Consider the following 14,984-nt stretch of genomic DNA (forward strand, 5'->3'; position numbering starts at 1 on the left):
CTATAGAACAGATGTGGGCATGGGTTAAACGTAAACGTAAACGTAAAGAATGGTTGATCGACTCAGTCGATGAGTTATTTCGAGTTTTTTTCGAATCCTGTATGAATAATAAAGTAGTTTGACTATACCTGATAATGCTCCAGATCTAGGCGCTGTAAACGTCGCTTTAACTCGGCCAGTGACCACGGCCAGGCGGCAAAGTTGCGACCATTCTGGTCCAGATAATAACTTTGACAGCCGCCACGGTTAAACACAGTTTTCTGCACATGAGTCTGTACTTTAGCATTGTGGTATTTCAGCACATCCGGCTTGATTTCAATACGCTTTAAACCCTTGGCTTTCATTTGCAATAAACCACTGACAATATAGTCCAGTTGCGCTTCAGCAATACCAATAAAGGAATCATAGACCAGAATATTCGGCCCGAGCACCAAAAAGGCATTGGGTAAATGCTGGATACTGGTGCCCAAAAAGGCTTCGGGTGAACTGCTCTGCCACAGCTCGGAAAGTCGTTGGCCTTGGGCATTCTGCACACGGCGACCAATCGGTGGATGTGACACCTCAAAGCCCGTTCCCCAGATAATCACATCGACCTCATGCCGGTCACCATTGGCGGAAATCACCGTATTGCCTTCAATTTCCACCAAGCCATGCGGAATTAAAGTGCTATTCGGGGCCTGCAAGGCCGGATAATAATCATTGGCAAACAGTAAACGCTTACAGCCGACCGAAAAATTGGGGGTAACCGCCTGACGTAAAGCCGGATCTTTGACCTGCAATTTTAACAGCTGCCGGCTGAGTACATTCACGAGCTCCAACAAAGGTGGATGACGCAGGCCAAAATTAATCAGATTCAAAGATTGCGATACCGCACCGCGCCAACGCTGCTGGATGACCGGAAACTTGGCCAGTGTACTTTTCATCACCTGATTCAGGGGCAGATCAGGCTTTGGCAGGACCCACGGCGCTGTACGCTGGAAAATATATAACTCTTTGGCCAGAGGCTGAATTTTCGGAATAAACTGAATGGCCGAGGCGCCGGTGCCAATGACCGCAATGCGTTTACCACGCAGGTCATAGGCATGGTTCCAGCGTGCCGAATGGAACATTTCGCCCTTAAAACTGTCGATGCCTTTAATTTTCGGCAGTTGCGGCTCGGTAATCGGGCCGGTAGAGAAAATCACGGTTCTGGCCCGATATCGCCCTTTGCTGGTGTTGAGCTCCCACATCTGTTCAGTCTCATTCCAGCGTGCATCTTGCAGTTCATTATGAAATTCAATCTTGGCATATAGCTGAAAACGGGTCGCCACATCTTCCAGATAACGCAGGATTTCCGGCTGCTTGGCAAATAAATGACTCCAGCCATGACTTGGCGCAAAGGAAAAAGAATATAAGGCCGAGGGCACATCACAACCACAACCCGGATAGGTATTGTCCCGCCAGGTGCCTCCTACCCGGCCGGCTTTTTCCAGCACCAGATAATCCTGATAGCCAGCCTGATTCAGTTTATAGGCCGCTGCCAGACCGGAAATACCCGCCCCAATAATAATGGTGTCATAGATCCGGCTTGGCATAGTAGTTGATCTACCGCGCTGCTCAGTTGTTTGAGAATTTGGCTGATTGGCCCCTGCCCTTGCTGATGCTGCACTGGCACTTTTGGCTTTTCGACTAGGCTTTTTGAGCACAAGATCGGCCGGCTCAGCGACCGTTTGCAACGTGACTTGATCATCTTGTTTCATTTTTTCTACTCAGGATTTTTGTACATATTTATTGAACAGTGGATAACCCACACCCAGCAGCTTGGTATATAAACGCGGCGCGGCACGCTTGAACCACCAGAACAGTTTGGCGTCTGGCTGTGGAATGGTATACAGCTCGCCCCGGTCTAAATTGTTTAAGGTCTGCGCTACCACCTGCTCACAGCTGACAAAGGCATGATGGGTCAGCAAATGATCTGCCAGTCCCGAATAATGCGCAGGCAAACGGCTATTTTTCATGATATTGGTCGGCACCAGCGTTGGGCATAACACATTGATGCGAATATTGGCGCCACGTAACTCGGCAGACAGGGTTTCAGACAAGGCCAGTACGCTGGACTTGCTGACGTTATAGGCGGTCATTTCCGGCGCTGCGGTATAACCAGCAGCCGAAGCGACATTAATAATCGCACCACCACCCTGCTGTTTCAGTTTCGGTACGAAATAATGACAACCGTGGATCACGCCCCATAAGTTGACCTGCATACACCATTGCCAGTCGGCCAGGCTGACTTCATCAAACTTGCCACCCAGCCCCACACCGGCATTATTGATCAGCAAAGTCACCGGATGGCCCAACAGCTGTTCAGACTGTTCAGCCAGTTGCTGCACCTGCTCGGCCACACCCACATCACATTGCAACGCAAAGGCCGCAGTCGCAAACTGGTGTTCAATCTGCTTGGCGGTTGCTTGAGCCGCCGCCAGATTGATATCGGCACAGATCACGCTGCCACCACGCCTGGCCAGTTCCAGCGCAAAACTGCGTCCAATCCCACTGCCTGCACCGGTCACCACCGCATAGGCCTGCTGGCTCAGTCGCACTTTTTTTGCAAATAATCCCATCATCCTTCTTCATCCTTACACTTTGAGCGCCGGGGTAAATTCCTTGACGAAATACGGCGTTAACACCCCGCTTTCCGGATGCAGCAAACGTTCCTTGTAATAGGCTAAAAAGGCCGAAGTATCATGGTCATTCGGATGAAAACCGGGACGCAGATAATCCAGAATATGCGCCCAGCTACTGCCATACACGCCATCTTGCAGACCAAAAATCAGCTTGATGCTACGCGGCAGGTCTTTCCAGTAACTCAGGCTAAACAAATTAGACGGTTTGCGATAAAACGGCACCAGCAGCGAGGCAATGGAAATCAGCACCAGGATGGTGATGAGCGCCGGGAAGAAACCGGCAATGCGCAAGCCATAACTGTTGGATAAAGACTGGAACACATCATAGGCAATGTCTTTGTGTTCCGATTCTTCCAGCATGTGCCACATCCAGATGGCACGCTGCTTTTCATCATGCGACTGGAAGAAAATTTCCTCATGATTCATCATGTACTCGGCCAGCACCGCGGTGAAATGTTCAATGCCAGCCATCAGCGACAGTTTCATCGGCTGTGGCAAACGGTTAAAGCCGTGATCAAAGACAAATCTGGCCCAGGAACGGAACAGCTCAACCGGCAGATCGGCATCCCGAAAGGCATCATTCAGCTCTTCATGCAATCTGGAATGTAGCGCCTCCTGGCCAATTAGGGAGGTGACCCGCTGTTTTAGCACGGGATCATTTAACAGCTCACGATGATAACGCGCGGTGTCAATCACCAGATCTTCGCCATAGGTCAGGAAAATCGACAGCGAGGCAAAATAGGCACTGGCCAGTTCGGCATTCAAGTAAAATTTGGGATCTATTTCTTCGGCCTTAAAGTCGAATTTCATATGCCGGATTGGGAGGGCAGCCGACTGTTTCTCGGCATCAAAAGGTGTCGCGCTGAAAAAATGGCGAACAGGCTGAGGTAAAAACTGAGCAATCTGCATGGCTATTCTCTTTGTTTTGTCCATTTGAGCCAGGTCAAGACACCGTGGTCATCGACCTGAATGAGACCAAAACTAAGCCAGCCCTGCATTGAAACCAGTTGCCAAAATCGTCATAAAATTGGCAAATCGTGACTTTAAAAAATATTGTCTGACAATTTGCTCACACTTTTTTCCGCAGAGCTCATTTCCTTGTCAATTGGGGTCAGCGCCTATTTGGACACTCTGTCACTGCGGTTACTGGGCAGATAACGCACTTTGCGTTCTTTGGACTGATAAATCCACTGATGATCGAACAGGCCCTGATTCAGATGTTCAAAACGGAAGTTACCAATCGCTACCGCATAAAAACCGGTGCCCTGCTGTTTCTGCTGCTCGACTTGGGCCATCAGTTCTGTCGGTAACTGCCCCATGATGAAATCGGACACCACCAGCACATCGGCATTGTGAAAATTTGGCTGGGCCAGCATCGACAGGGCATGTTCGATGGCGGGAATAACATCGGTGCCGCCATGAAAAGACTGGCTAAGAAAGTGAATCAGATCATCCAGCGAATAGCCTTCGAGTAAATTCAGGCTGGTCAGCTGGGTCGAGAAGTTAATCAGATACATCGGACGTTTGGCTTTCATGGCCTGAATCGCCAGATACAAACTCATGGCTTTGGCAATCAGCTCCGGCTGGCCGTGCATGGAACCGCTGGTGTCCAGACACAAAATCATCGGGCCTTTTTGCCCCAGACGCTTATGCCGTGCTGTTTGATCCTGAATTACCCGACTGCTGTGCTGACCTTGCAGGTTAAAGCTCATCAGGTTGGATTCCAGATATTTCAGGTCAAATAAAAGCGCCAGATCGGGATCGGCCAGTAAGGCCAGCTCGCTCGGCAGCGCCAGATTCAAATCCTGCGCCAGCTGAATACCGGTAATTTCTTCATGCCAGTGCTGCTCCAGCAATTCCAGCTCCTGCTCTGGCCGATGCTGCTGCACGGCCTGGCGCGGATAATGTGCAGGCTGGACAGAACCGATTTTCTGGCACAAGGCTTGCAGCTCACGATCCTCCTGCAAATAGCTGGCCCATTGCTCAAACTGCTGGATATCCTGTGGTTGTAACTGGCCTCTGGAATAGTCAATAAAAATACCGGTTTCGATGCCGGTGGCATCTTTGTATTTGGCCAGTCGCTGCATCTGGCTGAGAAAATCGCGAATCTCATCCAGAAAAGCATCCCGCTGCAAGGCCAGCTGCTCAAATTCCCAATGAGCAATGGCTTCGGTCAGTTTACGTTGCCATTTTTCTGTTAATAACTGTGCCTGTAGCTCGCGCTGTCCGGCAGAGAAAGTAGCGCTTTGAGTCCAAAACGGGCTTAAATCAGGCAGCCCCAGCTGAGCCTGAAAATCCTGATATTGCACCTGCATCTGCTGAAACTCGGCGCTATTGATGGAGGGCTGCGCCAGCCAGTGTTCCAGTTGCTGCTGCACTTCCCTATAAGGATGCTGCCGATCGAGACTGGATTTGGCCTGATAGGCCCAGGCCCGGACTTTATCATCCAGATGCTGACTGACTTTCTGATCATCCAGCCAGTGTTTTAAGGAGGAGTCGGCTAGTTCCTGATACAGCTGTCCGGTCAACTGCTCTAACGCTGTATGCTGACGCTGATGCTGCTGCAGGTCTAGCCTTGACATAGCTGTTCCAGCCGCGCGCAGTCTTGCAGTTGCAGCTGATAGCGCTGTAACTGCTGCTGCACATGCTGTTGTAACTGGGCACTGTCGGCGGCGGCAACAAAGACTGAAGCAAAATGTGCTGACTGGGCATCAAAACGCTGCTGTAACAGGGCTAAATCTTCGCTCAGTGCATTTTGTAGCTGGGCAAGCTCTCCCCGCAACTGCTGCACCAACTTTTCATCAATGACACGGCGTGCGCTGCCTTTCGGGTATTTAATATACGGTGTGACCACTTCTTCCAGCCCATAATAGCCGCCTTTTAAGGTACAGACCCGGCCGCCATTAAAGTTACACACGATGCCGCGAATTTCCTCACCGGAAGCATCCACAGCAAAGAAATCCTGTTTGCTGTCCATTTTATTTAATAACAGATACAGCACTTTATCCTGATAATGATGATCCAGGTGAGTCACTGCTCTTAAGTATTCCTTGTCCTGAATCAGATAGCTTTCATAGACATCATCGGTATAGTAAAAGACGTTCAGCATCTGCTGTTCCAGCTCGTCTTTGTGCTGAATTAGTGACTCCAATTGCAAATCGGCATGCAAGCCAATCTCCAGAATGGCCTGATCAATCAGCTTGTGCATCTCCCGAATATCTTCCAGCTGATTCCACAGGCAGGATTTCAGAAGATACAGATCACTGACCAAGACCTGCGGCCGGCCATTTAAAAATGCCGCAGCTTTGAGCAGATAGGCTACACGTTGCCAGCGCCGGTCCGAAATATAGACCGACAAGCCATCGACATGCTGCTGTAAATACTGGCGAATCAGATCAATCACCTGTAATACCAAAGCCGGCAGCTCAATTTCATGAATCTGTTCGCGCCATTCGGCCAGCTCGGCCTGGGTAATTTTAAGTGATTCATCAAGCTGTAAATGAGCACTGCCCGGTTTGGCTTGTAGCAGCTGATGAAAATTGCCGGCCTGCTGAATGGGTTCGACCACCAGACGCAAAATAAAACGGTCATACAGCGCATCCAGTCCCTGATTCGGTTCAGGAATTTCATTGGATGCACCAATCAGCACACTTAAGGGCACCTGCTGCAGCTGCTCGCCATTTTTAAAGACTTTTTCATTCACCAAAGTCAGCAAGGTATTTAAAATGGCCGGGCTGGCCTTCCAGATTTCATCCAGAAAAGCAAAATCGGCACAGGGCAAATAATGCTCGGTTTTACGGATATAGTGATCTTCTTTTAGGGCTTTAATTGACACCGGGCCAAAAATTTCTTCGGGTGTACTAAAACGGTTCATCAAATATTCAAAATAGGCATCGACCTCAAAAGCGGCTGCAACCCGTCTGGAAATCAGGCTTTTGGCCGTGCCCGGCAAGCCGTATAAAAAGGTATGACTGCCAGCCACAGCAGCCAGCAAGGTTTGTGCGATCACCTGTTCACGTTCATACATCTGCTGGGACATTTGCGAAATAAGTGTATGAATACGTGCTTTCATCGAATACCTGAACCTGCGCGAAAAACTGCATTGTAACGGTTTGCGGAAATGAAGAAAAACCGGCAAGCCACCGCAGATGAAATTTTTGCTACATATCTGCCTGCCAGTTTTGTTATAACTGGGAAAATTGAATGGCCCGACCTGATCTTTCACCATGCTGTTATTGAAACTGTTACCGCTGCTACTGCGCCTGCTTAAACTGGAGCAGTTTCGCTGCCGGGCTTTAACCCCGGGCGAAATTGCGTTGTGCCAGCGCGTATTCGGGCAGCTGATTGATTACAGCCGGGTCAGCATCATGAATCATCCTTATTTGCCCTGGCAACCGGCGTATATTCTGATGGCGCCGCAAGGTTATATTCATGTGCGTGATCCATTGTACCGGGAAGATTATAGCCAGGCACCGCTTGCCTTTCAGGCGGTGCTGATTCATGAAATGATACACACAAGTAATTCATAAATTGATAACATCCACAAGGATAAAAAAATGGACAGTACCATCTATATCCAATAAAACAAATTGACGAGAAGATATTTTCTTGTACTTTCATAAATATTAAAAAATAGGTAGCTAAATCTATGACCAATAGAGCAACAAAAATTACCTTATCCACCTTTACTCAATCACAGTTAGCACCTGCTGACACAAATGGGGCTACTAGAGTCCAGTTAGCGAACGGTAAAGATTATTATATTAAACCTGTAGAACAACCAGATTTTACATATGATGAAGAGTTCGGAATAAACCAACTATCCTTATCTGTCAGCTTCAATTTATTCCCATTAGTAATGGACTCAGCGAATACTCCTTGGGCTGAGGCAAATATATTTTTGCTCACAAAAATAAAAAATAGCTTAAAAGTTGTTATGTCTAGTTATTCTAGCCTTGCAAATGATTTAGTTGCATATCGCCAATTCTTAGATGAGTCTCAAATTATTAACTGGTTAGAGTTTCCAGAAAACAAGTTAAATCGACCAACTTATCGCTATAGATCCTATCTTAAAATGCTTATTGATGCAGATGAAATTGCACCAACAACTGCTCGAAGACGAATGAGTACCATTATTGCATTTTATAGATGGCTCCAAGCGGAGGGAGTCTTAATACCTGAGTTCCCCATGTGGACAGAGTCTGACCGACTTATTGAATTAAGAAATCAGTATGGGATGCCTTATAATAAACGGGTAAAAACAACTGATATTTCAATTAAAGTAATCAAAAGCAATAACCCATATTCTGATGTTATTGATGATGGTGGACAATTAAGACCATTATCAATAAAAGAACAAGAGTGGATATTAGAAACACTGATTTCGTTAGGTAATACAGAAATGACGCTGATTCATTTGTGTAGTTTATTAACTGGTGCAAGATTACAAACAATTCTTACGATTCGGCTTCAACATGTCTTGGAAGAAATTGACAACCCCAATTTATTTGAAGTTAGAATACCTGCTGGCCCAGGAACTGGGATAGACACTAAAAACGATAAAAAAATAGTTCTGCATTTCCCACTTTGGTTTTATCAAAAATTACATACATATGCACTGAGTCAAAGAGCTCAAAAGAGAAGGCAAAAAGCTGTTAATGGTGATACTGAAAATCAATATTTATTTCTCAGTAACAGAGGCACCCCATTCTATCAATCTAAAGAAGATTTACAGTATTTCAACAAAGACTTTTCCTTACATCATGTCAAACATGGGCAGGCAGTTCGTCAATTTATTACAGAAAAAGTCTTACCATTCATACGTCAGCAATTTGGTATGCCAAATTTCAAGTATAAGTTCCATGATCTCAGGGCTTCTTATGGAATGAATTTGACAGATGCTCAATTGGAATTAGTTTCAAAAGGCGAAATATCACTCAATAAAGCACGAGAGTTTGTCAAAATTAGAATGTGTCATGAGTCTTCAACTACTACAGATTTATATCTTCAATACCGAAGCAATTTAAAACTAGTAAGAAAAATTGCTACTGAGTATGACCAACATTTGATCCGTTTAATTCAGGGAAATTTTGGAGAAAAATAAGATATGAGTTTGGAATTAAGACCAACTGTTATCATTGATGTACCTTTAATAACAAAGGAAATACTATTAAATACCGAACAGATAATTATAAAATTTCCCCAAGGTGAAATAGCTGATATTGGATCACTATGCTATTTAAAAACTGCAAAGAATAGACAACGAGGGATCAAAGATACACATTTGGGAAGATTAGTTGAACGTGAGTCACTTATTGACTCTAGACGAAATCAAATTAGAAAGTTAATCAAAATCATCTCTGATCAACTTAATTTCAGCAATAAAAATTCAATAACCATCAAAAACTCAGTTGATACCTTTATATCTTTTATTCGATGGTCAGATCAAAATAAATTTGATAATGTTTTGGAAGACTATGAAAATTCAATGAAAATTTTCAAATGCTATTCAGAATTTCTTAATAACAATTATTCTAAAGGTGATATTTCTTTCAAACATTCAAATACCCAGCAAGCAAGAGTTCTAAATTTATTATCTATTTTTTTTAAGAAAAATACCTTTAATCATGAAACAAGAAACTTAAAGACTATAAATTTTAGTCAAAATTCAAAATCTAAGGCTGATAAATCTGATAGCGGCTCAATTAATTATGAGTTTAGACCAATTAAAACTATTAATCTGCCATTGGAAGAGAATACGGTCCTTTTAAAACCCGAAGAAAGCATAATAACATTCTCTGATGGAGCATCACTTGATATCGGGTTCTTATGTTATTTACGAGCTGAGCCTTTAAAATATAAAAATAAAAATATTACAACCGACCCAAAACGTGGACGAAGAGTTCAATTAAAATCATTGAGCAAAACCCGTACAGGTCAAGTTAAAAAACTCATTTACCTTATTTCCCATCAAATTAAACTCAATACTCTAAGTATTAAAACTATACATAATTATTGCTTTAGATTCATAAGTTTTATGAGATGGGCTGATGAAAATAAATTCTATCAAGTGTTGGATTGTTCTGTAAGTGCAGATAATACTTTGATTTTTTATGCAGAATATTTATCTAGTAAATTTTCGAATCAAGAAATTTCATTGAAGCATGCTACATCACAACTATTAATTGTTATGAATATTTTATCTACTTTTTTTGATGGAAATAACTTTAGACACAAAGCAAATAGTCTAAAGGTTTCAGATTTTAAAAAAAAGCTTAGCCCCCATTCACCAGTAATTATGAAACCATCAATTAAATATGAGATTAGACCTACTAAATTAGTTGATTTCCCAATAAAGAAGGATGAAGCTTTATTAAACCCAGAAGAAGTTATAATAAAATTTTCAAATGGAAGGTCAGTTGACATAGGTGCTTTATGTTATTTAATAACTGAGCCTCAAAAGGATTATAAACAAGGTACTTCCAGATTTTATAAACATGGGCGATTAGTTCAACTACAATCATTAAGTCTAAATCGTAAGGATCAAATTAAAAGGCTGATTACTATTTTTTCGGATCAACTTAGCTACAGTGGCCTTAGAGTTGAAACTATTATAGATTCAGTTACTCGATTTATATCTTTTATGAGATGGGCTGACGAGAGCCATTTGCATGATGTCTTAGATAGTTCGGATAGAGCACATAAAAATTTAAAAGTGTATTCACAGTTTCTTCGGGATAAATATCTTCGGAATGAAATATCGTTAAAACACGTTGAAAGACAAATTTCTTTAGCAATAAAAGTTTTATCGGATTTTTTTGGGAAGGATAATTTTGGTCATGGATTGTTTGTTTTTAAATCAAAATCGAATATAAGCAAAGCAACAAAACCACCATGTGAACATGCTCAAAAAAGACTCTTAGCATTGTGTACTTCCCTATTCACAGGAATAGGTTCACTAGTACTAGATCAAAAAAACTATCCCTATAAATTAAAGCTTCCTGAATTCCTTAATCTTCCAAACAATTTTATTTGGCTTTTTCCCGCTGAAACATGGTTTAAGCATCCAGAAATAGCACTTCAACCTCGAAAAACATGTCTTGGCTTTAATTATTTAACTGGTGAACTTAATACACTTGATGAAATTGCAAGGTTGAGAGGTCTATCATTACGAGGTGATGAACAAATTAGGTTAGATGCTCAACGCAATATTGACGTTGCTAACTCAGATTTCAGGGATAGTCAGCGTATGCATGTAGGAACCGTTGCACTCAATGCATTCATCGTAATATTTTTAGCACAGACAGGCATGAATTGGTCTCAGTTAATAAACTTAACTTGGTCTAATAATTATCAAACAGACAGTGAGCGACAGTTATTCAGAACGATAAAATGGAGAGCTGGCGGAAAAGAGTGTTTCTTTGAATTACCATCAAGTTTTATACCTACCTTTAAAAGATATTTACAATTAAGAGATTTTTTACTGGGTGATCAACCTTGTGAATGGCTATTTTTTACATTAGGATCAAGAGGTTTAGGACAACCCTCGCAAATTAGAAGTTCACTACATAACTTCTTTAAATTCCTAAAAAAAATAGATCCTAATTTAACCGAAATACACTCTAGACAATGGCGAGCTGCTAAGAGTGATTGGCTTATACGTAATACTGATGTCTCTACTACTGCATTGGTTTTACAAAATTCTGAGAAAACAGTTTTAGCATCTTATATTGCTGGATCTGAAACGAGACATCAGGAAGAGATGTCAAATTTCTTAAATCAAGTTTCTAATGCCGTACAAGAGAAAAGAGATAAAACCCAAAATATTACTATAAGAGCTGTTGGAAATTGTTCGTCTTTGGGAGAACCGAAAGCTATCAATAACAAGATACCTATTGCATCCAATTGTGTTGAGCCTGAAGGCTGTTTATTTTGCGATAAATTCAAAATTCATGCAGATGAAATTGATATTAGGAAATTATTAAGTTGCAGATATTGTGTAAAAAAAATTGCGCATCTCAATAGAGATCAGGAAACTCATAAAAATTTAATACAGCCTATTCTCGATCGCATTGATATTTTTATCACAGAAATAAAGAAACATAATAATGATCTGTTAGAAAAAATAAGATATGAAGTAGATGAAGAAGGAGAACTAGACAATTACTGGAGAAGGAAATTTGAAATGCTCATAGAATTAGGAGTTGTTATATGAGTTTTTTTGCTGAAGCAAAAATTGAACTACCCGCTAATTCCTCTGCACCGGATGCCTTTCATCTAGGGAACACTTGCCTCCCATCGAGCAATTTTGTTGTAAGTCGATTAAAAGATGGTACTGTGTTATCCAGCTATGGAGATTTAATCTGGGATTTTTCAATTTATAATCCTGACAAGAAAACAGATCTATTGATTTTTAAATATTGGGAAAATGGAGAAATAACCTATCAACGAGAACAATTAATAGCTGAAATGAAGCATATTTTTTTCTTAATTATTTGGATGCGGAATAAAACTCCATTAAGCAATGGAACATTAAGAAATTATTTGTCCGTAGTTAGGGCAATTGCTCAATATGCTGAAAAAGAGTCTCTAACAATCAAAGCAATAATAGGCAATCAAGATTTGTTATTAAGCTTTATTCGTAGCAATTCTTCTGGATGGTTGGTCGAAACTCTATCTTCTTTATTACGATTATTGGTGTTGATCGACACTGGCGAAAGTCAATTAAATATTAGCGTAGTAGGCAAAGAATCCTTCAAATTACTCTATAGAATTAATCAAGAATATAGAACTACCATAAAGCAACACCCGCCAATTCCAACAAGAATTTATTCCAATATAATCAGCAATCTACTTAAATATCTTGATGATTGGGAAAAAGTTTCAGAGGAGCATATTGATTTAGTTTTAGAGTGCTATCAATCTAAATTGTTACGTAAAAAAACTCCTAATATTAAAGCTGAAGCATCGAGGAATCTCGTTACATTTATCCAACGTCAAACTGAAATTTTTTCAGTAAAGCAGTTGAGCTCTACTCTTACAGATGTTCAGAGAATTTCAAAACTAATTATCCAAGTATTCACCGGAATGCGGGATGAAGAAACTCAAACTTTACCTTTTAACTGTGTAGAGAAAATAATTTCAAATGCTCAGGATCATTATGTAATTAAAGGTAGAACTACAAAATCCAATCATGGGAGGATTCATAGGACAAAGTGGGTAACTAACCATGAGGGTTATAGAGCAGTCAAAGCAGCTCAAAAAATTGCAACAGCAGTCTATCTTACACAAGGAATAAAGATTGAAAATGATATATTGGATTTTTCTAATAATCATCCATTGTACATTTCTAGTAGTTACTTAGGGTTTACTGGTGAGCCTCCAAAAAGCAAGCATAATCAATTCTCAACTGCTTATTTATTATTGAATGGTTCTAGAAAATTAAAAGGAATCATCCCAAATATTGAAGAAGATGATTTGTATGAACTAGAACAACTAGATCCACATAGGGCGTGGCGCACAGAAAAAAAATTTCAAATAGGTTCCCAATGGAGTCTTACGACACATCAGTTCAGACGCTCATTAGCCTTATATGCTCAGCGTTCAGGGTTAGTTTCACTCCCTTCTCTTCGAAGACAACTACAACATATCACCGATGAAATGACCAGTTATTATGCAAAAGGCTCCTCTTTCGCAAAGGACTTTATAAATGATGATAAAAAGCACTTTGGGCTTGAATGGCAGAATGGTCAAGTTGAATCTTCAGCCCTAAGTTATATTTTTAATGTTTTATTGTCACAGGATATCCTATATGGTGGGCATGCTCATTGGGTCAAACATCGACTAAAAGATAAGGATGGTGTACTGCTTATTGATCGAAAAGAAACGATGAATAGATTCAAAAAAGGGGAAATCGCATACAAAGACACAATGCTAGGTGGATGTACAAAGGTCGGTTCATGTAATCAAATCTCTTTAAACTGGCTTCAATTAGATTGTTTAAAAGACAACTGTCGCCACTTGGTTGTGAACTTACCTAAATTGGAACGTGTGATCAAAGCTCAAGAGAAAATGATTAGTCTTCTAGATATTACCTCTGTGGAATACAGAACTGAGGTATCACATTTAGAGGTACTAAGTTCAACAAAGAATAAAATCTTAAATATGTAAGGTAACGAATAATGACAAGCCCACTTGACGAGTATTACGAAGCACTAGAGCGGTTAAAAAAAGATACCCCTATTCGAGTGCCAAAAGGAACTAAGATTACGAATGATGCTGTCTCTCTTGAAGCTGGCAGAGGAAAAGGAAGCATAAAAAAGTCTCGCCCAATATTTTCTGATTTAATCGTTGCAATTCAATTAGCTTCTGAGCTACAGATATCTGCTGTCAATGTTAATGAAAATATAGTTCATAAGTTAAAATCAGAATTAAATCAGTGCCGTAAAGACTTAGAAGCAACATTAGCACGTGAAGTTTCATTGTTATATGAGTTATACGAACTAAAAAAAGAAATTAATCTTCTAACTGGTGCAAAAGTAATACCTATTAGAAAAGACCGGACAAGCTCTTAATCTAGTAGGATTTATAATTTTTTATTGGGCTCACAAATCATATTAGGTATTCGGCCGAAGCAAATATCACGAGCAATGTCCCCCTGCTGTTCAATATTATATGCTTCAAAAGGCTTACGTTTGTTAAAGACATATTTGTAAGGGTTGTATAGTTTGAAACTTAAATAGTAAGCAATTTGTAGTATTGCCCCCCTCAGAAGTACATTAATGCCTTTCTGATGCTGCATAATATGAGCCATTTCATGTATGAAAAGTTCTTGTACAGACTTAGACTCTAGTGCGTAATTATCACTGTAATCTGACGGATTTATATAAATATTGCCATTAGGAGCCATGAACATTCCTTTCGGTTGCCAAGGCAGAAATGGTCTAGCAATGATTTTAGGTGTGTTGTAATTGATTTCTTCCCCGAATACAGATCGAGCAAGTAGTTTTTCTTGGAGTGTTAAGTTTCTAACCTGATAAGAAGACTTCACATCTTGGTCCTTCTATCACTAACGAAAAGAATCAATAGATATAATAAGCTTATGTAATATACTCATCAACCTTGTTAAGTCATACTTACAATAAACTGATCTAATAATTGCTTTTTCGTAATACTTAACAATTAAAAAAATATATTAGACCTCTTGCGAAAGTAAAAACTGCCTCATTATAGATTTCATGAAATATCAGAAATTAAATCGTTTTTCAGATTCTGAATTCCAGCGCTTGGTTGGTGTACCTCGAGCAGTTTTTAGTGAAATGG

General features: G+C 40.9%; 9 protein-coding genes and 3 pseudogenes. 6 read left to right on the forward strand and 6 right to left on the reverse strand.

The window, feature by feature from the left end; genetic code table 11:
* Positions 1–122 precede the first annotated feature (122 nt).
* The 5 genes from FTU69_RS14035 to FTU69_RS14055 form a co-directional block, all read right to left on the reverse strand.
* The gene (locus FTU69_RS14035) at positions 123–1,574 is read right to left on the reverse strand and encodes an NAD(P)/FAD-dependent oxidoreductase (protein ID WP_180104070.1); all 1,452 of its coding nucleotides are present in this window, start codon (positions 1,572–1,574) and stop codon (positions 123–125) included.
* 174 nt (positions 1,575–1,748) lie between these two features.
* Positions 1,749–2,600, reverse strand: coding sequence for an SDR family oxidoreductase (locus tag FTU69_RS14040; RefSeq protein ID WP_180104071.1), 852 nt, complete (start codon positions 2,598–2,600; stop codon positions 1,749–1,751).
* Positions 2,601–2,615: 15 nt separating this feature from the next.
* On the reverse strand, positions 2,616–3,572 hold the full coding sequence (locus FTU69_RS14045; RefSeq protein WP_016659915.1) for a metal-dependent hydrolase: 957 nt from the start codon (positions 3,570–3,572) through the stop codon (positions 2,616–2,618).
* A gap of 209 nt (positions 3,573–3,781) precedes the next feature.
* On the reverse strand, positions 3,782–5,245 hold the full coding sequence (locus FTU69_RS14050) for a VWA domain-containing protein (RefSeq protein ID WP_180104063.1): 1,464 nt from the start codon (positions 5,243–5,245) through the stop codon (positions 3,782–3,784).
* A complete protein-coding gene (locus FTU69_RS14055; RefSeq protein ID WP_180104064.1) occupies positions 5,233–6,735 on the reverse strand; it encodes an AAA family ATPase in 1,503 nt (500 codons plus the stop codon). Before FTU69_RS14055 ends, FTU69_RS14050 begins: the two co-directional genes overlap by 13 nt.
* Before the next feature lie 154 nt (positions 6,736–6,889).
* Here FTU69_RS14055 and FTU69_RS14060 point away from each other — a divergent pair.
* The 5 genes and pseudogenes from FTU69_RS14060 to FTU69_RS14080 all read left to right on the forward strand — a co-directional run.
* Positions 6,890–7,177 (forward strand): annotated as a pseudogene (locus FTU69_RS14060) (hypothetical protein); the annotation flags it as partial.
* Positions 7,178–7,311: 134 nt separating this feature from the next.
* The gene (locus FTU69_RS14065) at positions 7,312–8,766 is read left to right on the forward strand and encodes an integrase (protein ID WP_180104065.1); all 1,455 of its coding nucleotides are present in this window, start codon (positions 7,312–7,314) and stop codon (positions 8,764–8,766) included.
* A 3-nt stretch (positions 8,767–8,769) separates the two neighbouring features.
* A complete protein-coding gene (locus FTU69_RS14070) occupies positions 8,770–11,877 on the forward strand; it encodes a hypothetical protein (RefSeq protein ID WP_180104066.1) in 3,108 nt (1,035 codons plus the stop codon).
* Entirely contained in the window at positions 11,874–13,832 is a 1,959-nt protein-coding gene (locus FTU69_RS14075) for an integrase (RefSeq protein ID WP_180104067.1), read from the forward strand. The genes FTU69_RS14070 and FTU69_RS14075 overlap by 4 nt, the downstream gene beginning before the upstream one ends.
* An 11-nt stretch (positions 13,833–13,843) precedes the next feature.
* On the forward strand, positions 13,844–14,236 hold the full coding sequence (locus tag FTU69_RS14080; RefSeq protein WP_180104068.1) for a hypothetical protein: 393 nt from the start codon (positions 13,844–13,846) through the stop codon (positions 14,234–14,236).
* A gap of 11 nt (positions 14,237–14,247) precedes the next feature.
* Here the strand turns inward: FTU69_RS14080 and FTU69_RS14085 are convergent.
* Positions 14,248–14,703, reverse strand: a pseudogene (locus FTU69_RS14085) (hypothetical protein); the annotation flags it as partial.
* A 196-nt stretch (positions 14,704–14,899) separates the two neighbouring features.
* Between FTU69_RS14085 and FTU69_RS14090 the strand changes: the two are divergent.
* Positions 14,900–14,984 (forward strand): annotated as a pseudogene (locus tag FTU69_RS14090) (IS5/IS1182 family transposase); the annotation flags it as partial.

This window comes from Acinetobacter sp. YH12134, assembly GCF_013418555.1.
Classification (GTDB): domain Bacteria; phylum Pseudomonadota; class Gammaproteobacteria; order Pseudomonadales; family Moraxellaceae; genus Acinetobacter; species Acinetobacter indicus.